Below are 26,977 nucleotides of genomic sequence, written 5' to 3' on the forward strand. Positions count from 1 at the left end.
ACGACAGTGGAACAACAACAAGAATCACTGTGCCCGCAAGGGCCGAGGACAGCACGATGTCGGACACTCTTCAACAGCAGGGCGCTGCAGCCGCGGGCAACAGCCGCCGCGAAGAACGCAAGATCATTTTCGCGTCATCCCTCGGGACGGTTTTCGAGTGGTATGACTTTTTTCTCTATGGGGCGCTGGCGGTCGTCATCAGCAAGCAGTTCTTCGCCGGGGTCAACGACACCACGGCGTTCATCTTCGCGCTGATGGCGTTCTCCGCCGGGTTCCTGGTACGGCCCTTCGGCGCTCTGGTGTTCGGGCGCCTGGGCGACATGATCGGGCGCAAATACACCTTCCTGGTCACCATCGTGCTGATGGGCCTGTCGACCTTTGCGGTGGGCCTGCTGCCCAACTACGCCAGCATCGGCATTGCCGCGCCGATCATCCTGGTGGTGCTGCGCATGCTCCAGGGCCTGGCCCTGGGTGGCGAGTACGGCGGCGCGGCCACCTATGTGGCCGAGCACGCGCCGCCCGGCAAGCGCGGCTTTCACACCGGGTTCATCCAGTCCACCGCTACCCTCGGCCTGCTGCTTTCGCTGCTGGTGGTGCTGGGCAGCCGTTACCTCACGGGCGACCAGTTCGAGGTATGGGGCTGGCGCCTGCCGTTTTTGCTGTCGATCGTGCTGCTGGGTATTTCCACCTGGATCCGCATGAGCATGCACGAGTCGCCGGCCTTCGTGAAAATGAAAGCCCAGGGCAAGACCAGCAAGTCGCCGATTCGTGAGTCGTTCGGCTCGTGGGCCAACCTCAAGATCGTGCTCACCGCACTGTTCAGCATCAACGCCGGCCAGGCGGTGACCTTCTACACCGCGCAGTTCTACGTGCTGTTCTTCATGACCCAGATGCTCAAGATGGACCCGGCCCAGGCCAATACCCTGCTGATCATCAGCGTGGTGATCGGCGCGCCGTTCTTCGTGTTCTTCGGCTGGCTGTCGGACCGGATCGGGCGCAAGCCGATCCTGATGCTCGGCCTGCTCCTGGCCACCGTGCTGTACTTCCCGCTGTTCAAGGGCCTGAGCCACTACGCCAACCCGCAGATCGACGCGGCCAGCCGCCAGGCGCCGATCGTGGTGATGGCCGATCCGCAGGGCTGCACCTTCCAGTTCGACCCGGTGGGCAAGGCACGTTTCGACAGCACCTGCGACAAGGTCAAGACCTTCCTGGTCAAGCAGGGCCTGCCGTACAGCTCGCAATCGGTGCCTGCCGGTACCGAGGTGGTGGTGACCATCGGCGAGCAGCGTATCGACGGCTTCGACGAAGCGGCCATGCGTGCGGCCATCGAAAAGGCTGGCTACCCGGCCAAGGCAGACCCGGCCAACGTGAACCAGCCGATGGTGGTGCTGCTGATCGTGGTGATGATCCTGATCGCGACCATGACCTATGGTCCGCTGGCGGCGGTGATGGTGGAGCTGTTCCCCACGCGCATCCGCTACACCTCGATGTCGCTGCCGTATCACATCGGCAATGGCTGGTTCGGCGGCTTCCTGCCGACGGTATCGTTCGCGCTGGTGGTGTATACCGGGGATATCTTCTACGGGCTGTGGTACCCGGTGCTGATTACCGGGGTGAGCCTGGTGGTGGGGATCTTCTGCCTGAAGGAGACCAACAAGGTGGACCTGGACAAGGTGTGAAAGGGCCTTAAGTAATCCACAAAAAAACCGGCCTAAAAGCCGGTTTTTTTATCGCGCGAAAAAACTTATGCACGATTTTCGCAAAACAGTCATACAGAGAAATAAGCAGTTAAATCATAAGGTTAGCGAATTTTTCTGAAAGAAATCCAAATACTGTACACACGTTATCCACAGAACGGTCAGGTCACCGGCTGGGCGTCGTCGGGGGCGTGCGCCGGCAGCGAACCGAGGTCGCGCTGGGTCTGCTCGTTCCATGCCGCCGCACGGTCGTTGAGCGCTGCGATGGCGCGTGGCCCGGTGCCTTCGGCATACATAGGCTCGCCGATCACCACCTCGATGGTGCCGGCGCGCTTGCCCCAGCCTTCCTTGGGCCAGTACTTGCCGGCGTTGTGCGCGATCGGCAGCACCGGCAGGTTGGCATTAACCGCCAGCGCGGTACCGCCACGGGAGAACTTGCCGATCTTGCCGAACGGCACGCGGGTACCCTCCGGGAAGATCAGCACCCACACACCGTCCTTGAGCAGCTTGTCGCCTTCGGTGGCCACCTGCTTGAGCGCAGCCTTGGGGTTGTCGCGGTCGATGGCGATGGGCCGCAGCATGGCCATGGCCCAGCCGAAGAACGGCACGTACAGCAGTTCGCGCTTGAGCACCTGGCTCAAGGGCTGGAAATAGGCGGAGAGGAAAAACGTCTCCCAGGTGCTCTGGTGATTGGAGAGGATCACGCAGGGTTGCGCCGGAATGTTCTCGGCCCCGGTGACGTTCACCCGAATGTTCAGGAAAACACGCACCAGCACCAGCGCAAAACGGCACCAGTACACATTGATGAAGCGGTAACGGGCGCGGAACGAAAGGAACGGCGCGATAAAGAAGCTCAGGGTGCACCACAGCAACGAGCTGGTACCCAGCAGCAGGTAAAAAAGAAAAATTCTGATCGCCTGCAGGATCGACATAGCGGAATGTACCGTTGCGGGCTAACCCGCCTGTGTGTGGATAAGTGCACTGGCGATCGACGCCAGGTCATCGAAAATCAGCGTTGCCTCGGGCACGCCCTTGCTCAGGGTCTGCTCGCCTTTGCCGGTCCTTACCAGAACCGGTTGTGCATCGACGGCGCGCGCGGCTTCCAGGTCACCCTTGCTGTCACCCACGAACCACACTCCGGCCAGGTCGACCGCGTAATGGTTGGCAATGGTGCGCAGCATGCCCGGCCTGGGCTTGCGGCAATCGCAGCCGTCGTCCGGGCCATGCGGGCAATAGACGATCAGGCCCACCTCGCCGCCCTGCGCCACCACCAGCTCGCGCAGGCGCGCGTGCATGGCGTCGAGGGTGGCCAGGCTGTAATAGCCACGGGCGATGCCCGACTGGTTGGTGGCCACCGCCACCGTCCAGCCGGCCTTGCTCAGCTGCGCAATGGCCTCGATCGAACCCGGGATGGGAATCCACTCGTCCAGCGACTTGATGTAGGCGTCGGAGTCCTGGTTGATCACCCCGTCCCGATCGAGAATCAGCAGCTTCACGTCCTACCCCAGCAGCGAGATGTCGGCCACGCCCAGGAACAGGCCGCGCAGGCGGCTGAGCAGGGCATAACGGTTGGCTCGCACGTTGGCGTCGTCGGCGTTGACCATCACCGCCTCGAAGAACGCATCCACCGGCTCGCGCAGCGCGGCCAGGCGCGCCAGCGACTCGCTGTACTGACGCGCAGCGGCCATCGGTTGTACCGCCTGATCGGCCTGTTGAATGGCTGAGTACAGCGAGAACTCGTTGGCGTTGTCGAAGTACTTGGGCTCTACCGAGGTAGCCACCGAACCTTCGGCCTTGCTCAGCAGGTTGGACACACGCTTGTTCACCGCAGCCAGGGCTGCGGCTTCCGGCAGCTTGCGGAACGCCTGCACGGCTTGCACGCGCTGGTCGAAGTCCAGTGCCGAGCCTGGCTTGAGCGCACGTACCGAGAGGTAGGTGGCCACGTCGATGCCTTCATCTTCGTAACGCGCACGCAGGCGGTCGAAGACGAATTCCAGCACCTGCTCGCTCAGGCCGGCAGCCTTGACCTTGGCACCGAACTGGGCGACGGCGACGTTCACCGCCTCGTTCAGGTCCAGGTCCAGCTGCTTCTCGATCAGGATACGCAGCACGCCCAGGGCGGCGCGGCGCAGGGCATAGGGGTCCTTGCTGCCGGTTGGCAGCATGCCGATGCCGAAGATGCCGACCAGGGTGTCGAGCTTGTCGGCGATGGCCACGGCCGCACCGGTCAGGGTCGAGGGCAGTTCGGCACCGGCACCGCGCGGCATGTACTGCTCGTTCAGGGCCAGGGCGACGTCTTCGGGTTCGCCGTCGTTGAGGGCGTAGTAGTAGCCGGCAACGCCCTGCATTTCAGGGAACTCGCCAACCATCTCGGTGGCCAGGTCGCACTTGGACAGCAGGCCGGCACGCGCCGCGCGCTGGGCGTCGCCGCCGATGCGCTGGGCAATGAACGCAGCCAGCTTGGCCACGCGCTCGGCCTTGTCGAACACGCTGCCCAGCTGTGCCTGGAACACCACGTTCTGCAGGCGCTCGTTGAAGCTTTCGAGCTTCTGCTTCTTGTCCTGCTTGAAGAAGAACTCGGCGTCGGTCAGGCGCGGGCGCACGACCTTCTCGTTGCCTTCGATGATCTGCTTCGGATCGCGGCTCTCGATGTTGGCCACGGTGATGAAGCGCGGCAGCAGCTTGCCGTCCACGTCCAGCAGGCAGAAGTACTTCTGGTTGTCCTGCATGGTGGTGATCAGGGCTTCCTGCGGCACCTCGAGGAAACGCTCCTCGAACGAGCACACCAGCGGCACCGGCCATTCGACCAGCGCGGTCACTTCGTCGAGCAGGGCCGGCGGCACGATCGCGGTGCCTTCCTGCAGGGTGGCCAGTTCGGCGGTGCGTTTGCTGATCAGCTCGCGGCGCTCGTTGGCGTCTGCCAGCACATAGGCGGCGCGCAGGTCGGCCAGGTAGTTGGCAGGCGAGGTGATGCGCACGGCTTCAGGGTGGTGGAAGCGGTGGCCACGCGAGTCGCGGCCGGCCTTCTGGGCGAGGATGGTGCAATCGATGACCTGGTCACCGAGCAGCATCACCAGCCACTGGGTCGGACGCACGAATTCTTCCTTGCGTGCACCCCAGCGCATGCGCTTGGGGATCGGCAGGTCGTTGAGCGAGTCTTCGACGATGGTCGGCAGCAGGCTGGCGGTCGGCTTGCCGACGATGTTCTGGCTGTAGCGCAGCTTCGGCCCGCTCTGGTCGATTTCACTGAGGTCCACGCCGCACTTCTTGGCAAAACCCAGGGCAGCCTGGGTCGGGTTGCCGTCGGCGTCGAACGCGGCCTGGCGTGGCGGGCCGTCGAGGTTGACGCTGCGGTCCGGCTGCTGGGTGGCCAGGGCGGTGATCAGCACCGCCAGGCGACGTGGTGCGGCGTACACGGTCTTGCTCTCGAAGCTCAGGCCGGCCGCTTGCAGGCCCTTGTCGATGCCGGCCAGGAAGGCTTCGGCCAGGGTGTTCAGGGCCTTGGGTGGCAGCTCTTCGGTGCCCAGTTCTACCAGGAAATCTTGAGCACTCATTGTGCAGCCTCCAGCTTGGCCAATACTTCGTCACGCAGGTCCGGGGTCGCCATCGGGAAGCCCAGCTTGGCACGGGCCAGCAGGTAGGCCTGGGCCACGGCACGCGCCAGGGTGCGCACGCGCAGGATGTACTGCTGACGCGCGGTCACCGAGATGGCGCGACGTGCATCCAGCAGGTTGAAGGTGTGCGAGGCCTTGAGCACCATTTCATAGCTTGGCAGCGGCAGCGGCTGGTCCAGTTCGATCAGGCGCTTGGCTTCGCTCTCGTAGAAGTCGAACAGTTCGAACAGCTTGTCGACGTTGGCGTGCTCGAAGTTGTAGGTGGACTGCTCCACCTCGTTCTGGTGGAACACGTCGCCGTAGGTCACCTTGCCGAACGGGCCGTCGGCCCATACCAGGTCGTAGACCGAGTCCACGCCCTGCAGGTACATGGCCAGGCGCTCCAGACCGTAGGTGATCTCGCCGGTGACCGGGTAGCACTCGATGCCGCCGGCCTGCTGGAAGTAGGTGAACTGGGTCACTTCCATACCGTTGAGCCAGACTTCCCAGCCCAGGCCCCAGGCGCCCAGGGTCGGCGACTCCCAGTTGTCTTCGACGAAGCGGATGTCGTGCACCAGCGGGTCCAGGCCCACGTGCTTGAGCGAGCCCAGGTACAGTTCCTGGAAGTTGTCCGGGTTCGGCTTCAGGACCACCTGGAACTGATAGTAGTGCTGCAGGCGGTTGGGGTTTTCGCCGTAGCGGCCGTCAGTCGGGCGACGACTGGGCTGCACATAAGCGGCGTTCCAGGTTTCCGGGCCGATGGCGCGCAGGAAGGTGGCGGTATGAAAAGTGCCGGCGCCTACTTCCATATCGTAGGGCTGAAGTACCACACAACCTTGCTCGGCCCAGTACTGCTGCAGGGCGAGGATCAGGTCTTGGAAGGTACGCACGGCTGGCGTAGGCTGGCTCACGAAATTCACCTTTTCCAGGGCTGCGAATATAAAGAGCGGGAGTATAACCCGATTCGCCCCCGCCTCTACCCTTGGAGCCTTATGCCACGCTGCTTTTGGTGTACCGATGATCCGTTGTACCAGGCGTACCACGACAGCGAGTGGGGCACGCCCCAGCGCGAGCCTGGCGCGCTGTTCGAAATGCTGCTGCTCGAAGGCTTTCAGGCCGGGTTGTCGTGGATCACGGTGCTGAAGAAGCGCGAGCGCTACCGTGAGGTGCTGTTCGGCTTCGACCCGCAGCGCCTGGCGCAGATGACCGATGCCGAGATCGAGGAGCGCATGCTCGACCCCGGCATCATCCGCAACCGCCTCAAGCTCAACGCCGCGCGGCGCAACGCCAGGGCCTGGCTGGCGCTGGACGAGCCGGCGCAGTGGCTCTGGTCGTTCGTCGGCGGGGTGCCGAAAATCAATCATTTCAGCCAGCGCAACGAGGTGCCGGCCGTGACCGACGAGGCCACGGCCATGAGCAAGGCCCTGAAGAAGGCCGGCTTCACCTTTGTCGGGCCGACCATCTGCTATGCCTTCATGCAGGCCACTGGCATGGTCATGGATCACACCACCGATTGCGATCGTTACGCCGCCCTGCGCCGCTGACGGTTACAATGCGCGGCTTGCAGAAGGAGGAACCTGCCTGTGGATAAGTTCAAGGGCGCCTTGATGGTCGGGGCGTTGCGATTGTTTGCCAAGTTGCCCTGGGGCGCGGTACAGCGGGTTGGCGCGGCCATCGGCTGGATCATGTGGAAGGTGCCCAACAGCTCGCGCAACGTGGTGCGTATCAACCTGGCCAAGTGTTTCCCCGAGATGGACCCGGCCGAACGCGAGCGCCTTGTGGGCCGCACGCTGATGGACATCGGCAAGTCGTTCACCGAAAGCGCCTGTGCGTGGATCTGGCCGGCGCAGCGCTCCATCGACCTGGTGCGCGAGGTCGAGGGCCTGGAGGTGCTGCACGAGGCACTGGCGTCGGGCAAGGGCGTGGTGGGCATCACCAGCCACCTGGGCAACTGGGAAGTGCTCAACCACTTCTATTGCAGCCAGTGCAAGCCGATCATCTTCTACCGTCCGCCCAAGCTCAAGGCGGTGGATGACCTGCTGCGCGAACAGCGCGTGCAACTGGGCAACCGAGTGGCGGCGTCGACCAAGGAAGGCATCCTCAGCATCATCAAGGAAGTGCGCAAGGGCGGCCAGGTGGGCATTCCGGCCGACCCGGAGCCGGCGGAATCGGCGGGGGTGTTCGTGCCGTTCTTTGCCACCAAGGCACTGACCAGCAAGTTCGTGCCGAACATGCTGGCCGGTGGCAAGGCGGTGGGGGTGTTCCTGCATGCGTTGCGCCTGCCGGACGGTTCGGGCTTCAAGGTGATCCTGGAAGCGGCGCCGGATGCGATGTACAGCACCGACGTGGAGACCTCGGCGGCGGCCATGAGCAAGGTGGTGGAGCGTTATGTGCGGGCGTATCCAAGCCAGTACATGTGGAGCATGAAGCGCTTCAAGAAGCGCCCGCCGGGCGAGACGCGCTGGTACTGAGTGCCCCTTCGCGGGTCAAGCCCGCTCCCACAGGGATATCAGTGATCTCAGGATCTGCTCTGTACCTGTGGGAGCGGGCTTGACCCGCGATGGGCTGCACAGCAGCCCTAAACAGCCTTGTCGAGCTTCCTGAGAAACACCGTCATCTCCTTCTCCGCCTGCTTGTCCCCATGCGCCTGCGCTGCATCCAGCCCTTCGGTCCAGGCCTGGCGCGCGCCGGCCACGTCGCCCTGCACCTGATACGCCTTGCCCAGCAGCTTCCACGCCGCCGAGTACTTGGGGTCGAATTCCACGCAGCGGCGCAGGTGCAGCGCGGCCTCTGCGCCGTTGCCCTCATCCAGCCAGGCCTTGCCCAGGCCGAAGCGCAGCAGCGAGTTATCCACACCCTTGGCCAGCATCTTTTCCAGTGATTCGCGCATTCCGGTTTCTCCCTAGAAGAAGCTCAGGCCCACGTGGAACAGCTTCTCCACGTCGCGGATGTACTTTTTATCCACAACGAACAGGATCACGTGGTCGCCGGACTCGATCACCGTGTCGTCGTGGGCGATCAGCACCTGCTCGTCGCGGATGATCGCACCGATGGTGGTGCCCGGCGGCAGCGCGATGTCCTCGATGGCCTTGCCGATCACCTTGCTCGACTTCGAATCGCCGTGGGCAATGGCCTCGATGGCTTCGGCCGCGCCACGGCGCAGCGAGTGCACGCTGACGATGTCACCGCGGCGCACGTGGGCCAGCAAGGTGCCGATGGTGGCCTGCTGCGGGCTGATGGCGATGTCGATCTCGCCGCCCTGCACCAGGTCGACATAGGCCGGGTTGTTGATGATGGTCATCACCTTCTTCGCGCCCAGGCGCTTGGCCAGCAGCGAGGACATGATGTTGGCTTCGTCATCGTTGGTCAGGGCCAGGAAGATGTCGGCGTCGGCGATGTTCTCTTCCAGCATCAGGTCGCGGTCCGAGGCGCTGCCCTGCAGCACCACCGTGCTGTCGAGGGTGTCGGACAGGTAGCGGCAACGGGCCGCGTTCATCTCGATGATCTTGACCTGGTAGCGGCTCTCGATGGCCTCGGCCAGGCGTTCGCCGATCTGCCCGCCGCCGGCAATCACCACGCGCTTGTTGGTTTCGTCGATGCGGCGCAGCTCGCCCATCACTGCGCGGATGTGGTTCTTGGCGGCGATGAAGAACACCTCGTCGTCGGCCTCGATCACCGTGTCGCCCTGTGGCTTGATCGGCCGGTCGCGACGGAAGATCGCCGCCACGCGGGTGTCCACGTTGGGCATGTGCTCGCGGATCTGGCGCAGCTGCTGGCCCACCAGCGGGCCGCCGTAGTAGGCCTTGACCGCCACCAGCTGGACCTTGCCCTCGGCGAAGTCGATCACCTGCAGGGCGCCGGGGTGCTCGATCAGGCGCTTGATGTAGTGGGTGACCACCTGTTCGGGGCTGATCAGCACGTCGACCGGGATCGCCTCGTTGTTGAACAGGCCGCTGCGGGTCAGGTAGGCCGACTCGCGAACCCGGGCAATCTTGGTCGGGGTGTGGAACAGGGTGTAGGCCACCTGGCAGGCGACCATGTTGGTCTCGTCGCTGTTGGTCACCGCCACCAGCATGTCGGCATCATCCGCACCGGCCTGGCGCAGCACCGTCGGCAGCGAGGCGCGGCCCTGCACGGTGCGGATGTCGAGGCGATCGCCCAGATCGCGCAGGCGGTCGCCATCGGTGTCGACCACGGTGATGTCGTTGGCTTCGCTGGCCAGGTGCTCGGCCAGCGTGCCGCCGACCTGCCCCGCGCCCAGGATGATGATCTTCATCCGCTCTCCCTTGTGCTGGTTAGTGTCCGCGAACGGCGGCGATCTTGATCAGCTTGGCATAGTAGAAGCCATCGTGGCCGCCTTCCTGCGCGAGCAACTGCCGGCCATGGGGCTGGCGGATGCCGGCCTCGGTGGCCAGGTCCAGCTCGCGCGCGCCCGGCGTGCGGGCCAGGAACGCCTCGATCACTTCGGTGTTCTCGGTCGGCAGGGTCGAGCAGGTGGCGTAGAGCAGGATGCCGCCCACTTCGAGGGTTGGCCACAGCGCGTCGAGCAGCTCGCCCTGCAGGCTGGCCAGGGCAGCGATGTCATCGGCCTGGCGGGTCAGCTTGATGTCCGGGTGGCGACGGATCACACCGGTGGCCGAGCAGGGAGCGTCCAGCAGGATGCGCTGGAAGGTCTTGCCGTCCCACCAGCTGGCGGTGTCGCGGGCATCGCAGGCGATCAACTGGGCATCCAGGCCCAGGCGGTCGAGGTTTTCACGCACGCGGGTCAGGCGCTTGGCTTCCAGGTCGATGGCCACCACCGCCTCCAGCCCGGCATGCGCCTCGAGCAGGTGGCAGGTCTTGCCGCCGGGGGCGCAGCAGGCGTCGAGCACGCGCTGGCCGGGCGCCAGGTCGAGCAGGTCGGCGGCCAGCTGCGCGGCTTCGTCCTGCACGCTGATCCAGCCCTGTTCGAAGCCCGGCAAACCGCGCACGTCGCAGGCCTCGGCGAGCAGAATACCGTCACGGCTGTACGTGCACGGCGCGGCATCGATGCCGGCTTCGCGCAGCAGGCCCAGGTAGGCATCGCGGCTGTGGTGGCGGCGGTTGACCCGCAGGATCATCGGCGGGTGGGCATTGTTGGCGGCGCAGATGGCTTCCCACTGCTCGGGCCAGAAAGCCTTGAGCGACTTCTGCAGCCAGCGCGGGTGCGCGGTGCGCACCACCGGGTCGCGTTCGAGTTCGGCAAGCATCTCGCTGCTCTCGCGCTGGGCGCGGCGCAGCACGGCATTGAGCAGGGCCTTGGCCCAGGGCTTTTTCAGCTTGTCGGCGCACCCGACCGTTTCGCCGATGGCGGCGTGGGCCGGCACGCGGGTGTACAGCAGCTGGTAGAGGCCCACCAGCAGCAACGCCTCGACATCCTTGTCGGCGGCCTTGAACGGCTTTTGCAGCAGGCGCTCGGCCAGTGCCGACAGGCGTGGCTGCCAGCGTGCGGTACCGAAGGCCAGGTCCTGGGTGAGGCCGCGATCGCGGGCCTCGACCTTGTCCAGCTGGGCGGGCAGCGAACTGTTGAGCGAGGCCTTGCCGCTGAGCACGGCGGCCAGGGCGCGGGCGGCGGCCAGACGCGGGTTCATTGGCCCAGCACCGTGCCGCTGGCGAATTTTTCGCGGCGGCTGTTGTACAGGTCGCTGAAGTTCAGCGCCTTGCCGCCGGGCAGTTGCAGGCGGGTCAGGCACAGCGCCTGCTCGCCGCAGGCCACGATCAGGCCGTCCTTGCTGGCAGACAGGATCTCGCCCGGCGCCCCCTTGCCATCGGCCAGGCGCGCACCCAGCACCTTGAGGGCTTCGCCGCCCAGGGTGCTGTGGCAGATCGGCCACGGGTTGAAGGCGCGGATCAGGCGCTCCAGTTCCTTGGCGGGGCGCGACCAGTCCAGACGCGCCTCGTCCTTGTTCAGCTTGTGGGCATACGTGGCCAGCGCGTCGTCCTGCACTTCGCCGTGCAGGGTGCCCGCGCCCAGGCCGTCGATGGCCTGCAGCACCGCAGGCGGGCCCAGTTCGGCCAGGCGATCGTGCAGGCTGCCGCCGGTGTCACTGGCGCTGATCGGGGTGCTGACCTTGAGCAGCATCGGCCCGGTGTCCAGGCCGGCCTCCATGCGCATGACCGTCACGCCGCTTTCGGCGTCGCCGGCCTGCACCGCGCGCTGGATCGGCGCGGCGCCGCGCCAGCGTGGCAGCAACGAGGCGTGGCTGTTGATGCAGCCCAGGCGCGGAATATCCAGCACCGCCTGGGGCAGGATCAGGCCGTAGGCCACCACCACCATCAGGTCGGGCTTGAGTGCGGCCAGCTCGGCCTGCGCCTCGGGGCTGCGCAGCGTCGGCGGTTGCAGCACCGGGATGGCGTTATCCACAGCCAGCTGCTTGACCGGGCTGGGCATCAGCTTCTGGCCACGGCCGGCCGGGCGGTCTGGCTGGGTGTAGACCGCGACGATTTCATGGGGGCTGGCCAGCAGGGCCTTGAGGTGTTCGGCGGCAAACTCGGGGGTGCCCGCGAAGACGATGCGCATGCAGTTCTCGCTTAAAAAGAAAAAGGCTTGCCGGAGCAAGCCTTCTGGAATGAGGGATCAAGCGTTCTGGCGGTGCTGCTTTTCCAGTTTCTTCTTGATGCGGTCGCGCTTGAGGTTCGACAGGTAGTCGACGAACAGCTTGCCGTTGAGGTGGTCGCATTCGTGCTGGATGCACACGGCCAGCAGGCCTTCGGCGATCAGTTCGAAGGGCTTGCCGTCGCGATCCAGGGCCTTGACCCTGACCTTCACCGGGCGGTCGACGTTCTCGTAGAAGCCGGGTACCGACAGGCAGCCTTCCTGATACTGGTCCATGTCGTCGGTGAGCATTTCCAGCTCGGGGTTGATGAAGACCCGCGGTTCGCTGCGGTCTTCGCTCAGGTCCATGACCACCACGCGCTTGTGCACGTTGATCTGGGTGGCGGCGAGGCCGATGCCAGGGGCTTCGTACATGGTTTCAAACATGTCATCGATCAACTGACGGATGCTGTCGTCCACTTCCGTCACCGGTTTGGCGATGGTGCGCAGGCGCGGGTCCGGGAATTCGAGGATGTTCAAGATGGCCATAAGCGTATGAGCTGCACTGTGCGATGGGTTGCAAACATGAATGCACATAATAAAGGTATTCGGCGCGTTCGGCACCCTTCTCAAGGTCGGCTAGGGTTTTGAAGGCGACTGGCGGCCCGCACCGGGCGGCGAGTTGTCAAACTATTATCAACAGAGTTATCCACAGGTTTTCACGCGTGGCTGACCCGCCTTCGATCAAGGATGATCCGATGCCCCTCCCGCCTGTTGCGGCGTGCTCGCCGGTTGAACTCGAGGCACGTCTGCGCCTGCACCGCCTTCCCGATATCGGGCCAAAGGGCTTTGGCCTGCTGCTGGAAGCCTTTGGCAGCGCGGCCGCCGCGCTTGATGCGCCCGCCACACAATGGCGGGCGCTGGGCCGCAGCCCGGCCAGCATAACGGCCCGCCACAGTGCCGAGGCTTACGCCGGCGCAGCGGCTGCAATGGCCTGGCTAGAGCGGCCCGGGCAGCATTTGCTGATGTGGGACGCCCCCACCTACCCTGGCTTGCTGGCCGAGCTTTGCGATGCCCCGCCCCTTCTGTTCATTGCCGGCGACCCGATGATTCTGGAGCAGCCGCAGGTGGCCATCGTCGGCAGCCGGCGTGCTTCACGCCCGGCCCTGGACACCGCGGCCGCGTTTTCCAGGCAACTGGCCCAGGCCGGTTTCGTGATTACCAGCGGCCTGGCACTGGGGGTCGACGGTGCCGCTCACCAGGCTGCAATGGATGCTGGCGGACGCACTATCGGCGTGCTCGGCACCGGCCTGCAAAAACTTTATCCACAGCGACATCATGCCCTCGCGCAGGCCATGGCCGAGCGCGGTAGCGCAGTGGTCTCGGAGTTCCCGCTGGATGCCGGACCGGTGGCGGCCAACTTCCCGCGGCGCAATCGCATCATCAGCGGGCTGTCGCTCGGTGTGCTGGTGGTGGAGGCCAGCCTGGCCAGCGGTTCGCTGATCACCGCGCGCCTGGCGGCCGAACAGGGGCGCGAGGTGTACGCGATTCCTGGCTCCATCTACCATCCGGGGGCCAGGGGTTGCCATCAATTGATACGTGACGGCGCGATGCTGGTGGAGAGCATAGAGCAGATTCTGGAAAGTTTGCGTGGCTGGCAGAACCTTCCGTCGGCCGCCCCCGAGCCGGTGGTGCACCCGCTGCTGGGGTTGCTGCTGGCGGCGCCGCACACCACCGAGGCGTTGGCGCTGGCCAGCGGTCAGGCCCTGCCCCAGGTGCTGGCCACGCTCACCGAACTGGAGCTGGACGGGCGTGTGTGCAGTGACGCGGGGCGTTGGTTTGCCCGGCCGGGCTAAGTACACTGCGTACCAGCCTTTGAACGCGGAGTGACAACGATGGTGAACAGTTGGCGTGTGCAACAAGCCGCGCGGGAAATTCGGGCGGGTGCGGTACTGGCCTATCCGACCGAGGCGGTCTGGGGCCTGGGCTGTGACCCGTGGAACGAGGAGGCGGTGGACCGCCTGCTGGCGCTCAAGTCCCGCTCGGTGAACAAGGGGCTGATCCTGATTGCGGACAACATCCGCCAGTTCGACTTCTTGTTCGAGGACTTCCCCGAGCTGTGGCTGGACCGCATGGCCAGCACCTGGCCGGGGCCCAATACCTGGCTGGTGCCGCACCAGGGCATGTTGCCGGAATGGATCACCGGCGTGCATGACACCGTGGCGCTGCGGGTCAGCGACCACCCGGTGGTGCGCGACCTGTGTTCGCTGGTGGGCCCGCTGGTGTCGACCTCGGCCAACCCGCAGGGCCGGCCGGCAGCGCGCTCGCGCCTGCGCGTGGAACAGTACTTCCACGGGCAGCTGGATGTGATCCTGGGCGGCAGCCTGGGCGGGCGGCGCAACCCGAGCGTGATTCGCGACCTGGCCACGGGGCAGGTCGTCAGAGCGGGTTGAAGGCCCTTCGGGCCTTTTTCGCGGGTCAAGCCCGCTCCCACAGGCGTTGTGGATAACCTTGTGGGAGCGGGCTTGACCCGCGATGGCGTCACTGCTGAATCAAGGCAACAACACCGTAGACCCCACCGTCCGCCGCGCCGACAGCTCTGCCTGAGCCTTGGCCGCTTCGGCCAGCGGATAGCGCTGCTGGATATCCACAGCCAGCTTGCCGCTGGCGATCATTTCGAACAGCTCGTCGGCCATCGCCTGGGTGTTCTCGGCATTGTTGGCATAGCTGGCCAGCGTCGGCCGGGTCACATACAGCGAGCCCTTCTGCGCCAGGATCCCCAGATTGACTCCGCTCACCGCGCCCGACGCATTGCCGAAGCTCACCATCAGCCCGCGCGGCGCCAGGCAGTCCAGCGAGGTCAGCCAGGTGTCCTGGCCCACGCCGTCGTACACCACCGGGCACTTCTTGCCGCCGGTCAGCTCCAGCACGCGCTGCGCCACGTCTTCACGGCTGTAGTCGATGGTTTCCCATGCACCCAGGGCCTTGGCCCGCGCCGCCTTCTCCGGCGAGCTCACGGTACCGATCAGCTTCACGCCCAGGGCCTTGGCCCACTGGCAGGCCAGCGAACCCACCCCACCGGCGGCGGCATGGAACAGCACCGTCTGGCCGGCCTGCAGCGCGTAGGTCTGGCGCAGCAGGTACTGCACGGTCAGGCCCTTGAGCATCACCGCGGCGGCCTGCTCGAAGCTGATGCTCTCGGGCAGCTTCACCAGGTTTGCTTCAGGCAGCGTGTGCACCTCGCTGTAGGCACCCAGCGGACCGCCAGCGTAGGCCACCCGATCGCCCACCTTGATCCGCGTCACGCCCTCGCCCACCGCCTCGACCACGCCGGCAGCTTCGGTGCCCAGGCCCGAGGGCAGTGCCGGCGGCGCGTACAGCCCGCTGCGGAAATAGGTGTCGATGAAGTTCAGACCAATGGCGTGGTTGCGCACGCGGACCTGTTGCGGGCCGGGCGCGGCGGGTTCGAAGTCGACCAGGGTCAATACCTCGGGGCCGCCATGCTGGCTGAACTGGATACGCTTGGCCATCTGCACTCTCCTGCTGGATCCGGGAAAACCCCTATCGGACGCCTTTGCTTGATCGCCGTCAACTGCGGGTGGCCTGCCGCCGGTGGTATGCTACGCGCCGAATTCAGCGCCGGCCCCCGCCTGGCCCGGCCCTAGCCCGTTTCCAAGGTGACCTGATGACTACCCGCACCGAGGCCGTGAAGGCCTACCTGCTCGACCTGCAAGACCGGATTTGCGCCGCCCTGGAAAGCGAAGACGGCGGCGCCCGCTTCGTCGAGGACGCCTGGGTACGCGAAGCCGGTGGCGGTGGGCGCACGCGGGTGATCGGCGAAGGCAACGTCATCGAAAAAGGCGGGGTCAACTTCTCGCACGTGTTCGGCAGCGGCCTGCCGCCGTCTGCCAGCGCGCACCGCCCCGAACTTGCTGGCCGTGGTTTCGAGGCGCTGGGGGTGTCGCTGGTGATCCATCCGCACAACCCCCATGTACCGACCTCCCACGCCAACGTGCGCTTCTTCATTGCCGAGAAGGAAGGCGAAGAGGCGGTATGGTGGTTCGGCGGCGGCTTCGACCTCACGCCCTACTACGCCCACGAAGAAGACTGCATCCACTGGCACCGCGTGGCCGAGCAGGCCTGCGCACCGTTCGGCGCCGATGTGTACCCGCGCTACAAGGCCTGGTGCGACCGCTACTTCCACCTCAAGCACCGGGGCGAGCCGCGGGGCATCGGCGGCTTGTTCTTCGACGACCTGAACGAGTGGGACTTCGACACCTGCTTCGCCTTCATCCGCGCCATTGGCGATGCCTACGTCGAGGCCTACCTGCCCATCGTGCAACGGCGCAAGGCGCAGCCGTACACCGCCCAGCAGCGTGAATTCCAGGAGTTCCGCCGCGGGCGCTACGTGGAATTCAACCTGGTGTACGACCGTGGCACCCTGTTCGGCCTGCAATCGGGCGGCCGTACCGAGTCGATCCTGATGTCGCTGCCGCCGCAGGTGCGCTGGGGCTATGACTGGAAGGCTGCGCCGGGCAGCGAAGAAGCACGCCTGACCGAGTACTTCCTGCAGGACCGCGACTGGCTGGGCCTGGACAAGGCCGCTCACTGAACCCATTGTGGATAACGTGCCCGATTCGCCGGGCGGACTCAGGAAACGCGTCATGGACCAGTACGTTGTATTCGGCAACCCGATCGGCCACAGCAAGTCGCCGCTGATTCACCGGCTGTTCGCCGACCAGACCGGCCAGCAGCTGGAGTACAACACCCTGCTGGCGCCGCTGGACGACTTCAGCATGTGCGCGCTGGGCTTCTTCAAGCAGGGCAGCGGCGCCAACGTCACCGTGCCCTTCAAGGAGGAAGCTTACCGCCTGGTGGGTGACGGCCTGACCGCACGCGCCTGGCGAGCCGGGGCGGTGAACACGCTGACCCGGCTGCCCGACGGCAGCCTGCAGGGCGACAACACCGACGGTGCCGGCCTGGTGCGCGACCTCACGGTGAATGCCGGGGTCGAGCTCAAGGGCAAGCGCATCCTGCTGCTGGGGGCCGGCGGCGCGGTGCGCGGGGTGCTCGAGCCGTTGCTGGCGCATGAGCCTGCGTCGCTGGTGATTGCCAACCGTACGGTAGAAAAGGCCGAGCAGCTGGCCCGCGAGTTCGACGACCTGGGGCCGGTGGCCGCCAGCGGCTTCAGCTGGCTGGAAGAGCCGGTGGACCTGATCATCAACGCCACCTCGGCGAGCCTGGCCGGCGAGATGCCGCCGATTGCCGCGAGCCTGATCGAACCGGGCGTGACCGTGTGCTACGACATGATGTATGCCAAGGAGCCCACGCCGTTCTGTCGCTGGGCCACCGAGCACGGTGCGGCCAAGGTGCTGGACGGGCTGGGAATGCTGGCTGAGCAGGCGGCGGAGGCGTTCTTCATCTGGCGCGGGGTGCGCCCGGACACCGGGCCGGTGCTCGATGAGCTGCGCCGGCAGCTGGCGCGGGGCTAGAACGCGGCGCTGCCTTCGCCGGCAAGGCCGGCCCCTGTAGGCGCCGGCCTTGCCGGCGAAGGGCGCAACTCAATCCTCAAACTGGACCGGGCAATCAGCCGCCCCTTCCAGCTTCTGCAACTCCTCCACCACCTGCCCCCTCGCCCGCCGCAGCACCAGCTGACGCCCCTGCCGGCGCAGCCGCCGCGCCTCCTGGTGCAGCATCTCCACCCCCGAGTAATCGATGAAGTTGATCTGCCGCGCATCGATCACCACCACCGGTGCCTGGCACCGCTGCAGGCGCACCTGCAGATAATGGCTGGCGCCGAAGAAGATCGAGCCGAACACCCGCAGCACATCCGCCTCGCCTTCGCGCGACTGCTGTACCCGTGGCTGCGAAGTGCGCTTGAGGTAGAAGAACAGCGACGCCAGCACCCCGGCATAAATCGCCGTCTGCAGTTCCAGCAGCAAGGTGGCGACGCAGGTCAGCAGCATCACCAGAAACTCCGGCCGGCTGACCCGGTACAGCGCCCGAATCGCACGGTGATCCACCAGCCCCCAGCAGATCAGCAGGATGCTGCCGGCCATCGCCGGGATCGGGATGTGCGCGATCAGGCTGGCGCCCGCCACGGCGAACAGCGCCACCCACAGGGCCGAGAACACCCCCGCCAGCGGTGACTGCGCCCCGGCCTCATAGCTGAGCCCGGAACGGGTGAACGAGCCCGACGACAGGTAGCCGGAGAACCATGCACCGCCCAGGTTGGACAGGCCCTGGGCGCGGATCTCCTGGTTGGCGTCGATCAGCTGTTCGGAGCGGATCGACAGCGAGCGCGCAATCGACAGGCTGGTGACCAGCCCCAGCATGCCCACCGCCACGGCACTGGGCAGCAGGCGCAGGATCAGCTCCAGGTCCAGCAGCGGCAGCGGGCTCAGCGGGGGCAGCCGGCCAATGAACGCCGGCACCAGCGCCACATGGCCGAACAGTGCCGGCCACAGCCACACCAGCAGGCTGGCGCCGGCAAGGCTGATCAACAGCGCCGGCCAGCGCGGCCGTGCGAGCTTGATCGACAGCCCCAGCAGCAAGGTGCCCAGCCCCAGCAGCAGCGATGGCCAGTCGATGTCGCCGGCATGCTGCAGCAGGCCTTGCAGGGTTCTGAGGGCGGTGGCCTGGCTGGCGAGGTCGAGCCCCAGCAGGTTCGGCACCTGGCCCAGGGCGATCACCACTGCAGCGCCGAGGGTGAAGCCGAGCACCACCGAGTGCGAGACGAAATTCACCAGCGCGCCGAAGCGCAGCATGCCCACCAGCCACTGGAACACCCCGGCCAGGAAGGTCAGCAGCAGGATCAGGCGGATGTAGTCGTCGCTGCCGGGCACCGCCACGGGGCTGATGCTGGCGTAGAGCACGATGGAGATGGCGGCGGTGGGCCCGCAGATCAGGTGCCACGACGAGCCCCACAGGCACGCGATCAGCACCGGCACGATGGCCGCGTATAGCCCGTACTCGGCGGGCAGGCCGGCGATCAGCGCATAGGCGATCGACTGCGGCAGGGCCAGGATCGCCCCGCTGAGCCCCACCAGCAGGTCGCGCCGCACGCTGGCACGGGTTTGCCGAGGCAACCAGGCGAGAAAGGGAAACAGACGGTGGCGCTCTAGCCAGGCCATGAAGCTCTCTATGCAGTGCGGTGAAGGCTCAGGGTGCAGGCTATGGCGGCCCGGTGCAAGTCAGGGGGCCTCGATGAAATTCACCTGTTCGCCAACATGCAGGTTCAGGTCCAGCAGGTCGGCAATGCCCGCAGCGATGCCTGCCAGGCTGTCCGGGTGCTCGCTCAGTGGCGTGTTGACCAACGTCCAGCGCAGGCCACCGGCCTGCAACAACTCCGCCAGCGGCGCCGCGCCGCCGCCAAACTGGCCCACCAGCACGATGCGACGCAGGGGCGTGCGGGCCATGCCCGCGAGCAGGGCCTGGGTCATCAGCCCCTGCCGCGAGAAGTCGCCGGGCGCCAGGCCGTCGAGCAGGCACACCACGGCCGAGCCGCCGGCGATGCTCTGTTCGGCCTGGTCTGCGCTGGCCAGGCCGCCGTTCTTGACGTGCAGGCCGGGGCGCGCCTGGGGCTGGTTGAGGTCGTCGAGGATCAGGGTCACCTCGTGCTGGCGCTGCAGCCGTTCGCTTACCAGCGCATCGCCCAGGGTGCACTGGCCGCCGAGCAGGATCAGTTTGAAGACAGGTGTTTCGGCGTTTTTCACGATAGCGCTCCGGGGGTATCCTGATGGCCTTTGGACCTGCGGGAGCACCTGGGGGTTCGGTCGAATTCAGGAGGCAGCGTGCAACGGATAAAGGGGTATCACGCCCATGTGTATTACGACGCCGGTACGATGGAGCAGGCGCGGGCGCTGTGCGAGGAGGCCGCCACGCTGTTTGGCGTGAGCATGGGGCGCATGCATCAGAAACCGGTGGGGCCGCACCCGGACTGGAGCTGCCAGCTGGCATTCGGGCCGGAGATGGTGGGCGTGGTGCTGCCGTGGCTGGCGTTGTACCGCAAGGGGCTGGTGGTGTTTCTGCATCCGCTGACCGGCGATGAGTTGGCCGATCATCGGGACCATGCGATCTGGATGGGGGCCGTGCGGCCGCTGGATCTTTCGATGTTCGAAGGGGCTTGAAGCGGCGGTGAGGCTTTCGCCGGCAAGGCCGGCTCCTACAGGACTGCGGTGTCTGTAGGAACCGGCCTTGCCGGCGAATGAGGCGACGCGGTATCAGCCTTTGCGCGCGCCGCGCACACCTTCGGCCAGCGCCGAACACAGCGCCAGCACATCGCTTACCGCCTGCTCGCCCGTGCTGGCGTTGGCCACCTTGTCCACCAGCGCCGAACCCACGACCACACCATCGGCCAGCCGCGCAATGGCTGCCGCCTGTTCAGGCGTGCGAATGCCGAAGCCTACGCTGATCGGCAGGTCGGTGTGGCGGCGCAGGCGCTCGATGGCGCCGCTTACCTGATCGCTGGTCGCCGAGCCTGCGCCGGTCACGCCGGCTACCGACACGTAGTACACAAAGCCCGAACTGCGCTCCAGCACGCGCGGCAGGCGCGCGTCATCGGTGGTCGGGGTGGTCAGGCGGATGAAGTCGATGCCCGCGGCCTGGGCCGGGGTGGCCAGCTCGGCGTCGTGCTCCGGCGGCAGGTCGACGATGATCAGGCCGTCCACGCCCGCATCCCTGGCCTCGGCCACGAACTTCTCCACGCCGAAGCGGTGGATCGGGTTGTAGTAACCCATCAGCACGATCGGCGTGGTGGCATTGCCGGTGCGGAACTCGCGCACCATCTGCAGGGTTTTGGCCAGGGTCTGCCCGGCCTCCAGCGCACGCAGGGTGGCCAGCTGGATGGCCACGCCGTCGGCCATCGGGTCGGTGAACGGCATGCCCAGCTCGATCACGTCGGCACCCGCAGCCGGCAGGCCCTTGAGGATCGCCAGCGAAGCGTCGTAGCCCGGGTCACCGGCGGTCACGAAGGTCACCAGGGCAGCGCGGCCCTCGCGCTTGAGGTCGGCAAAACGTTGTTCAAGACGGCTCATGCCTGCTTCTCCTGCGCGGCCATATGGCTCATTACGGTTTGCATGTCCTTGTCGCCACGCCCCGAAAGGCACACCACCATCAGGTGGTCCCTGGGCAGGGTGGGCGCACGCTTGATGGCTTCGGCCAGCGCGTGGGAGGTTTCCAGCGCCGGGATGATGCCTTCCAGGCGGCAGGTAGCGTGGAACGCATCCAGCGCCTCGTCGTCGGTGATGCTCACGTACTCGACGCGCTTCACTTCGTGCAGGTAGGCGTGCTCCGGGCCGATGCCGGGGTAGTCCAGGCCGGCGGAAATCGAGTGGGCGTCGGTGATCTGGCCATCGGCGTCCTGCAGCAGGTAGGTGCGGTTGCCGTGCAGCACGCCGGGCACGCCGCCGTTGAGGCTCGCTGCGTGCTTGTCGGTGTCGACCCCGTGGCCGCCGGCCTCGACGCCGATGATCTGCACACTGGCGTCATCGAGGAAGTCATGGAACAGGCCCATGGCGTTGGAGCCACCACCCACGCAGGCGATCAGGCTGTCGGGCAGGCGCCCTTCCTTGGCCTGCAGCTGCTCGCGGGTTTCCTTGCCGATGATCGACTGGAAGTCGCGCACCATCGCCGGGTACGGGTGCGGGCCGGCCACGGTGCCGATCAGGTAGAAGGTGTCGTCGACGTTGGTCACCCAGTCGCGCAGCGCTTCGTTCATGGCGTCCTTGAGGGTGCCGGTGCCGGCGGTGACCGGCACGATCTCGGCGCCCAGCAGCTTCATGCGGAACACGTTGGCCTGCTGGCGCTCGATGTCGGTGGCGCCCATGTAGATGACGCAGGGCAGGCCGAAACGTGCGGCCACGGTGGCGGTGGCCACACCGTGCATGCCGGCGCCGGTTTCGGCGATCAGGCGCTTCTTGCCCATGCGCTTGGCCAGCAGCACCTGGCCGATGCAGTTGTTCACCTTGTGCGCGCCGGTGTGGTTGAGCTCTTCGCGCTTGAAGAAGATCTTCGCCCCGCCGCAGTGTTCGGTGAGGCGCTCGGCGAAGTACAGCGGGTTAGGACGGCCGATGTAGTCGCGCTGGAAGTACGCCAGTTGCTCGTTGAACTCGGGGTCGGCCTTGGCCGCTTCGTATTCACGGGCCAGGTCGAGCACCAGCGGCATCAGGGTTTCGGCCACGTAGCGGCCACCGAATGCGCCAAACAGGCCGTTGGCATCGGGGCCGCTGCGGAAGTTGGTCTGGGTCATGGGTCGCTCCAGGGCGTGGGTATGAGGTCGCAATGGGCCTACTCTACCCACGACACGCGCCGCTGAAAACCGATAAGATCGCCACAACCTGTCAGGAAAACTCACACGTCAATGGCCAGAGAACTGCCCCCGCTCAATGCCCTTCGGGCCTTTGAAGCCACCGCCCGGCTCAACAGCGTCAGCCAGGCTGCCGAGCAACTGCACGTGACCCACGGTGCGGTGAGCCGGCAGTTGAAGGTGCTTGAAGAGCACCTGGGCGTGAGCCTGTTCGTCAAGGAAGGGCGCGGCATTAAACTCACAGATGCCGGTGTGCGCCTGCGCGACGCCAGCAGCGACGCCTTCGAGCGCCTGCGCAGCGTGTGCGCCGAGCTGGGCCAGGACCGCGCCGACGCACCGTTCGTGCTGGGTTGTTCAGGCAGCCTGCTGGCGCGCTGGTTCATTCCGCGCCTTGGGCGCCTGCAGGCCGACCTGCCGGAGCTGCGTCTGCACCTGTCGGCGGGCGAAGGCGACCTGGACCCGCGCCGGCCGGGGCTGGATGCGCTGCTGGTATTCGCCGAGCCGCCGTGGCCGGCCGACATGCAGGTGCACGTGCTGGCACAGGAATGCATCGGGCCGGTGCTCAGCCCGCACTTTCCAGGGTTCGACCGCCTGCGTCAGGCGCCAGCCAGCGCCTTGCTGGGGGAAACCCTGCTACACACCACCTCGCGGCCCCAGGCCTGGCCCGACTGGGCCCGCCAACAGCACATCGACCCGCAGGCAATGCGCTACGGGCAAGGGTTCGAGCATCTGTATTACTTGCTGGAGGCAGCTGTGGCCGGCCTGGGGGTGGCGATCGCCCCGCAGCCGCTGGTGGCCGATGACCTGCGTGCCGGCAGGCTGGCGGCACCGTGGGGCTTTGGTCCTACGCGGGCGTCATTGGCCCTGTGGGTGCCCCGGCGCGCCGCGGACGGGCGCGCCGAGCAGCTGGCGCACTGGTTGCGCGCCGAACTGGGGCGGCAGGCGCTTTAGTCGCCGCGCTTGCACAGCAGGTAGGCGGCCAGCAGGCCCAGTGCGCCCACGGCCACGCCGGCGGTGGTCCAGGGGTGTTGCTGGGCATAGTCACGGGTGGCGATGCCGGTTTCGCGGGTCTTGGTCTTGACCTCTTCATAGGCATCGGTGAGCAGGCTGCGCGAGTGACGCAGGGCATTTTCGGCATTGCCCTTGAGGCTCTTCAAGGTCTTGCGCGACTCGTCCGAAGCATCGTCTTTGAGGTTTTCCAGGGATTTGAGGAGACTTTCGATTTCCGCTTCCATGCTTTGCAACGAGGCTTTACGTAGCGAGCTATTGGCCATGGTGGCTCTCCTTCAGGGTTTGAGTGGCATGTGAAGAATGGGACTGCGCAGTGCCGCGAAAGTGCAGAGCAATCGAACTTTTGCCAGGTTTTTACCCACACAGGTAAACCTGCCTGGCGCTGCTAGGCTCAATGCACACCATTGATGGAGAGTAGTCATGTCTGATCACCACACGTACAAGAAGGTCGAACTGGTCGGCTCCTCGCCCAGCAGCATCGAGGACGCGATCAACAATGCCCTGGCCGAAGCGGCCAAGAGCATCAAGCACCTGGAGTGGTTCGAAGTGACCGAGACCCGGGGCCATATCAAGGATGGCAAGGCGGCGCATTTTCAGGTAACCATCAAGGTGGGCTTCCGTATCGCCAACAGCTGATGGCGGCCGGCTGGCCCTGAACCCTTTTTGATCTGAACAAGGAATGCGATCGATGAAGAAGCTGGTATTGGCGTTTGGCTTGATGACCCTGGCCGGGACTGCGCTGGCGGCGGGCAAGCCGTGTGAAGAATTGAAGAGCGAGATTGCCGCGAAGATCGACGCCAATGGCGTACCGCACTATTCGCTGGAAATCGTCGACAAGGGCGCTGCGACCGATGGGAAAGTGGTGGGGTCGTGTGAAGGCGGTACCAAGGAAATCGTGTACAAGCGCGGTTGATCGGTGAGTCTTTCGCCAGCAAGGCTGGCTCCCACGTAGGAGCCAGCCTTGCTGGCGAAAGGGCCCTCAGTTGCCCTTGATGATCTGCGACAGAATCTCGTAGGACCGGATCCGGTCCGCATGCTCGTACAGGTCGCAGGTAAAGATCAGCTCATCAGCACCGGTCTGCTCCAGCAGCACATCCAGTTTGGCGCGGATCTTCTCTGGCCCGCCCACCATCGCCAGGCCCAGGAAACTTCCCACTGCCTCCCGCTCATGGGACTGCCACAGGCCGTCCATGCTATCGACGGGCGGGCGCTGCACCAGGCTCTGCCCACGCATCAACGCCAGAATTCGCTGATACACCGAGGTGGCCAGATACTCGGCCTGCTCGTCGGTATCGGCCGCCACCAGCGGTACACCCAACATCACGTAGGGCTTGTCGAGCACTGTCGAGGGCTTGAAGTGGTTGCGGTACACGCGGATCGCTTCATGCATCATGCGCGGCGCAAAGTGCGAGGCAAACGCATACGGCAAGCCGCGCATCCCCGCCAGCTGTGCACTGAACAGGCTCGAGCCCAGCAGCCAGATCGGCACCTCGGTGCCATACCCCGGCACGGCAATCACTTTCTGGTCGGGCGTGCGCGGGCCCAGGTAGCGCACCAGTTCCTCTACATCGTCCGGGAAGTCGTCGGCGCTGCCCGAGCGCTCGCGGCGCAGGGCGCGGGCGGTCATCTGGTCGGAGCCCGGCGCACGTCCCAGGCCCAGGTCGATACGGCCCGGGTACAGGCTGGCCAGGGTGCCGAACTGCTCGGCAATCACCAGCGGCGCGTGGTTGGGCAGCATCACTCCGCCTGCACCCACGCGGATCGTCGAGGTGCCACCGGCCAAGTACCCCAGCAGCACCGAGGTGGCGGAGCTGGCAATGCCGTCCATGTTGTGGTGCTCGGCCACCCAGAAGCGGTTGTAGCCGAATTTCTCCACGTGTTGCGCCAGGTCCAGCGAGTTGCGCAGCGACTGGGCCGGGCCGCTGTCCTGGCGTACCGGTACCAGGTCGAGGGTGGAGTATTTGATGTCCGCGAGTCGCGTCATGGCGTGTACGCCTCCTGAATGGTTAGGCCGACAGCATGCCGCGACCTTTCTGACTCTGTATGGGCAGATCACAGGTATTCAATGCCTGCCCCTGCAATCGGGCTGAACTTGCCCGTGGTGACGCCCTCTGAATTGAACGCCAGGCGCGATCCCCCGCGCTCTCAGGCACTCAGGAGGCTTTATGAGTTCGATAAAAAAGACAGCATCGGCAATCTGGCAAGGCGACCTGAAAACCGGCAAGGGCCAGCTCTCCACCGAGAGTGGCGCCTTGAAGGCCAACCCCTATGGCTTCAACACCCGGTTCGAAGGCCAGCCTGGTACCAACCCTGAAGAACTGATCGGCGCTGCCCATGCAGGCTGCTTCTCCATGGCCTTTTCGATGATCCTCGGCGAAGCCGGCCTGACCGCCGAGCGTATCGACACCATCGCCGAAGTGACCCTGGACAAGCAGCCCGATGGTTTTGCCATCACCGCCGTGCACCTGATCCTCAAGGCCAAGGTGCCCGGTGCCGACAAGGCGAAATTCGAGGAGCTGGCCAACAAGGCCAAGGCGGGATGTCCGGTATCCAAGGTGCTCAAGGCCCAGATCAGCCTGGACGCCACCCTGGTGGACTGACGCCGGCGCAGATCAGAACGACGCACGGCTTCTTGTGGTCAAATGGCTGTCGGCAGATGGTCTGCCGCCACAAGGAGCTGTTCTGATGACTCGTATTGCATTCGCTGTGCTGACCTCGTTGCTGGCCACCAGTGCGCTGGCCGCGCCCAAGGACTGCGCCGAGCTCAAGGCCGAGATCGAAGCCAAGATCCAGGCCAACAATGTCTCTTCCTACACCCTGGAAATCGTGACCAACGATGAAGTCCACGACCAGAACATGGTGGTGGGCAGCTGTGAGAACGGCACCAAGAAGATCATCTACCAGAAAAACGATCGCTAGCCGTCACGGGATGCAGAAGATGTCGTTCTGTTCTTCGGCGACCAGCTTGCGCTGCGCGTCGTACAGATAGGCACTGGGCTGCATGGCCGGGGCGCGGGCTTCGATGCGGTAGCGCTGGCCGGCCTGGAAGTCGTCGTAGCGAATCTTCAGGTAGCAGGTGCGTTCGGTGGGGTCGGTGCTGAAACCGCCTGAATACACCTCGAAATCAAAGCGCACCACCAGTTCGTGTTTGCCCGGCGTGACCTGGAAGAAACGGCCGTCGTTCAGGCGCTGACCATCCAGGCGGTCGGCCATGAGCACCTTGCCCGGCGTGACGGTATACAGGTCGATCCAGGCCTGCTTGCTGTCGACCGGTGGCAGGGGACTGGCACAGGCCCCCAGGGTACTGATGGCAAGCAGCATCATGGGCTGGCGCATGGCAATCTCCGCTGGCGGGCTACAAGCTACAAGCATAGCGCCATTAGTCTGTTCAGGTACGCTGGCATCCGGCAGGCAAACCGGTGCCGACCAGTTTGCGCTGCTCGTCGTAGAGCTTGGCCCAGGGCCTGAAGCCGATGCTGCCGGCCTGCAACTGATAGCGCTGGCCGGCATTGAAATCCTTGAATTTCACGTTCAGCTGGCAATCGCGCCACAGCGGTTCGTCCACCGGCCCGATATTGCCGGGCGCTACCGCGAACTGATAGCGCACCGTCAGCTCGTGACTGCCCGGCGTGACTTCGAAGTAGCGGGTGTCGGCCCAGCTGCGCTCGTCCACCTCCAGCGCGTGCAGGGTGTCGTCGGCAGCGGGCTGGAGGTCGACCCAGGCCTGGTTCGGGTCGGCGGCGGGCAGGCCGGCGCAGCCGGTCAGGGCCAGCACAGCGCTGGCGGCAAGCATCGTACGCATGGCAAAACTCCGGGC

At 65.6% G+C, this 26,977-nt stretch carries 31 protein-coding genes; 13 read left to right on the plus strand and 18 right to left on the minus strand.

Annotation, left to right across the window (positions count from 1 at the left end; genetic code table 11):
* The first annotated feature begins 56 nt into the window (after nucleotides 1-56).
* Entirely contained in the window at nucleotides 57-1,679 is a 1,623-nt protein-coding gene (locus DN387_RS10680; RefSeq protein ID WP_043862238.1) for an MFS transporter, read from the plus strand.
* Nucleotides 1,680-1,858: 179 nt separating this feature from the next.
* Here the strand turns inward: DN387_RS10680 and DN387_RS10685 are convergent, their stop codons facing one another.
* Genes DN387_RS10685 through glyQ form a run of 4 tightly spaced genes read right to left on the minus strand, consistent with a single transcriptional unit; the run spans nucleotide 1,859 to nucleotide 6,201 of the window.
* Nucleotides 1,859-2,629, minus strand: a complete 771-nt coding sequence (locus DN387_RS10685; protein WP_043862239.1) for a 1-acyl-sn-glycerol-3-phosphate acyltransferase — start codon at nucleotides 2,627-2,629, stop codon at nucleotides 1,859-1,861.
* Nucleotides 2,630-2,650: 21 nt separating this feature from the next.
* Complete coding sequence (gene gmhB / locus DN387_RS10690; protein ID WP_054916051.1) at nucleotides 2,651-3,193, minus strand: D-glycero-beta-D-manno-heptose 1,7-bisphosphate 7-phosphatase; 543 nt, start codon at nucleotides 3,191-3,193, stop codon at nucleotides 2,651-2,653.
* A 3-nt stretch (nucleotides 3,194-3,196) separates the two neighbouring features.
* The gene (gene glyS / locus DN387_RS10695; RefSeq protein WP_043862241.1) at nucleotides 3,197-5,251 is read right to left on the minus strand and encodes a glycine--tRNA ligase subunit beta; all 2,055 of its coding nucleotides are present in this window, start codon (nucleotides 5,249-5,251) and stop codon (nucleotides 3,197-3,199) included.
* Nucleotides 5,248-6,201, minus strand: a complete 954-nt coding sequence (glyQ, locus tag DN387_RS10700; RefSeq protein ID WP_043862242.1) for a glycine--tRNA ligase subunit alpha — start codon at nucleotides 6,199-6,201, stop codon at nucleotides 5,248-5,250. The genes glyS and glyQ overlap by 4 nt, the downstream gene beginning before the upstream one ends.
* Nucleotides 6,202-6,282: 81 nt before the next feature.
* Here glyQ and DN387_RS10705 point away from each other — a divergent pair, with 81 nt between their 5' ends.
* Together DN387_RS10705 and DN387_RS10710 are read left to right on the plus strand one after the other, a co-directional pair.
* Nucleotides 6,283-6,834, plus strand: a complete 552-nt coding sequence (locus tag DN387_RS10705; RefSeq protein ID WP_043862243.1) for a DNA-3-methyladenine glycosylase I — start codon at nucleotides 6,283-6,285, stop codon at nucleotides 6,832-6,834.
* A 39-nt stretch (nucleotides 6,835-6,873) separates the two neighbouring features.
* Nucleotides 6,874-7,761, plus strand: a complete 888-nt coding sequence (locus tag DN387_RS10710; protein ID WP_054916050.1) for a lysophospholipid acyltransferase — start codon at nucleotides 6,874-6,876, stop codon at nucleotides 7,759-7,761.
* A gap of 107 nt (nucleotides 7,762-7,868) precedes the next feature.
* Here the strand turns inward: DN387_RS10710 and DN387_RS10715 are convergent, their stop codons facing one another.
* Genes DN387_RS10715 through def form a run of 5 tightly spaced genes read right to left on the minus strand, consistent with a single transcriptional unit; the run spans nucleotide 7,869 to nucleotide 12,392 of the window.
* Nucleotides 7,869-8,180, minus strand: coding sequence for a tetratricopeptide repeat protein (locus DN387_RS10715; RefSeq protein ID WP_054916049.1), 312 nt, complete (start codon nucleotides 8,178-8,180; stop codon nucleotides 7,869-7,871).
* A gap of 12 nt (nucleotides 8,181-8,192) precedes the next feature.
* Nucleotides 8,193-9,566 (minus strand): Trk system potassium transporter TrkA, encoded by a 1,374-nt coding sequence (gene trkA / locus DN387_RS10720; RefSeq protein WP_043862246.1) that lies wholly within the window; start codon nucleotides 9,564-9,566, stop codon nucleotides 8,193-8,195.
* A gap of 19 nt (nucleotides 9,567-9,585) precedes the next feature.
* A complete protein-coding gene (gene rsmB / locus DN387_RS10725; protein WP_054916048.1) occupies nucleotides 9,586-10,899 on the minus strand; it encodes a 16S rRNA (cytosine(967)-C(5))-methyltransferase RsmB in 1,314 nt (437 codons plus the stop codon).
* Nucleotides 10,896-11,828: a methionyl-tRNA formyltransferase gene (fmt, locus tag DN387_RS10730; protein WP_054916047.1), complete on the minus strand. Its 933-nt coding sequence runs from the start codon at nucleotides 11,826-11,828 to the stop codon at nucleotides 10,896-10,898. The genes rsmB and fmt overlap by 4 nt, the downstream gene beginning before the upstream one ends.
* Before the next feature lie 57 nt (nucleotides 11,829-11,885).
* Entirely contained in the window at nucleotides 11,886-12,392 is a 507-nt protein-coding gene (gene def / locus DN387_RS10735) for a peptide deformylase (protein ID WP_043862249.1), read from the minus strand.
* A 209-nt stretch (nucleotides 12,393-12,601) separates the two neighbouring features.
* On the opposite strand from def, the gene dprA reads away from it, so the two are divergent.
* Together dprA and DN387_RS10745 are read left to right on the plus strand one after the other, a co-directional pair.
* The gene (gene dprA, locus DN387_RS10740) at nucleotides 12,602-13,699 is read left to right on the plus strand and encodes a DNA-processing protein DprA (RefSeq protein ID WP_054916046.1); all 1,098 of its coding nucleotides are present in this window, start codon (nucleotides 12,602-12,604) and stop codon (nucleotides 13,697-13,699) included.
* A gap of 39 nt (nucleotides 13,700-13,738) precedes the next feature.
* On the plus strand, nucleotides 13,739-14,296 hold the full coding sequence (locus DN387_RS10745; RefSeq protein ID WP_043862251.1) for an L-threonylcarbamoyladenylate synthase: 558 nt from the start codon (nucleotides 13,739-13,741) through the stop codon (nucleotides 14,294-14,296).
* Nucleotides 14,297-14,395: 99 nt separating this feature from the next.
* Here the strand turns inward: DN387_RS10745 and DN387_RS10750 are convergent, their stop codons facing one another.
* Nucleotides 14,396-15,373, minus strand: a complete 978-nt coding sequence (locus DN387_RS10750) for an NADPH:quinone reductase (protein WP_054916045.1) — start codon at nucleotides 15,371-15,373, stop codon at nucleotides 14,396-14,398.
* A gap of 155 nt (nucleotides 15,374-15,528) precedes the next feature.
* On the opposite strand from DN387_RS10750, the gene hemF reads away from it, so the two are divergent.
* The gene (gene hemF, locus DN387_RS10755; protein ID WP_043862252.1) at nucleotides 15,529-16,455 is read left to right on the plus strand and encodes an oxygen-dependent coproporphyrinogen oxidase; all 927 of its coding nucleotides are present in this window, start codon (nucleotides 15,529-15,531) and stop codon (nucleotides 16,453-16,455) included.
* Nucleotides 16,456-16,507: 52 nt separating this feature from the next.
* Nucleotides 16,508-17,335: a shikimate dehydrogenase gene (gene aroE / locus DN387_RS10760; protein WP_043862253.1), complete on the plus strand. Its 828-nt coding sequence runs from the start codon at nucleotides 16,508-16,510 to the stop codon at nucleotides 17,333-17,335.
* 69 nt (nucleotides 17,336-17,404) lie between these two features.
* Here the strand turns inward: aroE and DN387_RS10765 are convergent, their stop codons facing one another.
* Both DN387_RS10765 and DN387_RS10770 read right to left on the minus strand, forming a co-directional pair.
* Complete coding sequence (locus tag DN387_RS10765; RefSeq protein WP_054916044.1) at nucleotides 17,405-18,976, minus strand: SulP family inorganic anion transporter; 1,572 nt, start codon at nucleotides 18,974-18,976, stop codon at nucleotides 17,405-17,407.
* A gap of 60 nt (nucleotides 18,977-19,036) precedes the next feature.
* Nucleotides 19,037-19,558: an NAD(P)H-binding protein gene (locus DN387_RS10770; protein ID WP_054916043.1), complete on the minus strand. Its 522-nt coding sequence runs from the start codon at nucleotides 19,556-19,558 to the stop codon at nucleotides 19,037-19,039.
* 78 nt (nucleotides 19,559-19,636) lie between these two features.
* Between DN387_RS10770 and DN387_RS10775 the strand changes: the two genes are divergently transcribed.
* Nucleotides 19,637-19,972: a DOPA 4,5-dioxygenase family protein gene (locus tag DN387_RS10775; RefSeq protein WP_043862256.1), complete on the plus strand. Its 336-nt coding sequence runs from the start codon at nucleotides 19,637-19,639 to the stop codon at nucleotides 19,970-19,972.
* A 93-nt stretch (nucleotides 19,973-20,065) separates the two neighbouring features.
* Here DN387_RS10775 and trpA read toward each other — a convergent pair whose 3' ends face one another.
* Nucleotides 20,066-20,878, minus strand: a complete 813-nt coding sequence (gene trpA / locus DN387_RS10780) for a tryptophan synthase subunit alpha (protein ID WP_043862257.1) — start codon at nucleotides 20,876-20,878, stop codon at nucleotides 20,066-20,068.
* Nucleotides 20,875-22,092, minus strand: coding sequence for a tryptophan synthase subunit beta (gene trpB, locus DN387_RS10785; protein ID WP_043862258.1), 1,218 nt, complete (start codon nucleotides 22,090-22,092; stop codon nucleotides 20,875-20,877). The genes trpA and trpB overlap by 4 nt, the downstream gene beginning before the upstream one ends.
* 111 nt (nucleotides 22,093-22,203) lie before the next feature.
* Between trpB and DN387_RS10790 the strand changes: the two genes are divergently transcribed.
* Entirely contained in the window at nucleotides 22,204-23,100 is an 897-nt protein-coding gene (locus DN387_RS10790) for a LysR family transcriptional regulator (protein ID WP_043862259.1), read from the plus strand.
* Here DN387_RS10790 and DN387_RS10795 read toward each other — a convergent pair.
* Nucleotides 23,097-23,423 (minus strand): YqjD family protein, encoded by a 327-nt coding sequence (locus tag DN387_RS10795; protein ID WP_043862260.1) that lies wholly within the window; start codon nucleotides 23,421-23,423, stop codon nucleotides 23,097-23,099. The genes DN387_RS10790 and DN387_RS10795 overlap by 4 nt on opposite strands.
* 157 nt (nucleotides 23,424-23,580) lie before the next feature.
* On the opposite strand from DN387_RS10795, the gene DN387_RS10800 reads away from it, so the two are divergent.
* Entirely contained in the window at nucleotides 23,581-23,796 is a 216-nt protein-coding gene (locus DN387_RS10800; RefSeq protein ID WP_043862261.1) for a dodecin, read from the plus strand.
* A 52-nt stretch (nucleotides 23,797-23,848) separates the two neighbouring features.
* Nucleotides 23,849-24,073 carry a DUF1161 domain-containing protein gene (locus DN387_RS10805; protein WP_054916042.1) on the plus strand — a complete coding sequence of 75 codons (225 nt, stop codon included), beginning with the start codon at nucleotides 23,849-23,851 and terminating at the stop codon, nucleotides 24,071-24,073.
* Between the two features lie 66 nt (nucleotides 24,074-24,139).
* Here the strand turns inward: DN387_RS10805 and DN387_RS10810 are convergent, their stop codons facing one another.
* On the minus strand, nucleotides 24,140-25,144 hold the full coding sequence (locus DN387_RS10810) for an LLM class flavin-dependent oxidoreductase (RefSeq protein WP_054916041.1): 1,005 nt from the start codon (nucleotides 25,142-25,144) through the stop codon (nucleotides 24,140-24,142).
* A gap of 181 nt (nucleotides 25,145-25,325) precedes the next feature.
* Here DN387_RS10810 and DN387_RS10815 point away from each other — a divergent pair, with 181 nt between their 5' ends.
* Together DN387_RS10815 and DN387_RS10820 are read left to right on the plus strand one after the other, a co-directional pair.
* On the plus strand, nucleotides 25,326-25,760 hold the full coding sequence (locus tag DN387_RS10815; RefSeq protein ID WP_088514205.1) for an OsmC family protein: 435 nt from the start codon (nucleotides 25,326-25,328) through the stop codon (nucleotides 25,758-25,760).
* An 85-nt stretch (nucleotides 25,761-25,845) separates the two neighbouring features.
* Nucleotides 25,846-26,079, plus strand: a complete 234-nt coding sequence (locus DN387_RS10820; protein WP_043862264.1) for a DUF1161 domain-containing protein — start codon at nucleotides 25,846-25,848, stop codon at nucleotides 26,077-26,079.
* Between the two features lie 3 nt (nucleotides 26,080-26,082).
* On the opposite strand, the gene DN387_RS10825 is transcribed toward DN387_RS10820, so the two are convergent.
* Both DN387_RS10825 and DN387_RS10830 read right to left on the minus strand, forming a co-directional pair.
* Entirely contained in the window at nucleotides 26,083-26,496 is a 414-nt protein-coding gene (locus DN387_RS10825) for a hypothetical protein (protein WP_043862265.1), read from the minus strand.
* A gap of 52 nt (nucleotides 26,497-26,548) precedes the next feature.
* A complete protein-coding gene (locus DN387_RS10830; RefSeq protein ID WP_054916040.1) occupies nucleotides 26,549-26,962 on the minus strand; it encodes a hypothetical protein in 414 nt (137 codons plus the stop codon).
* Nucleotides 26,963-26,977 lie beyond the last annotated feature (15 nt).

The sequence above is a fragment of the Pseudomonas sp. FBF18 genome (assembly GCF_024261405.1).
Lineage (GTDB): Bacteria > Pseudomonadota > Gammaproteobacteria > Pseudomonadales > Pseudomonadaceae > Aquipseudomonas > Aquipseudomonas palmensis.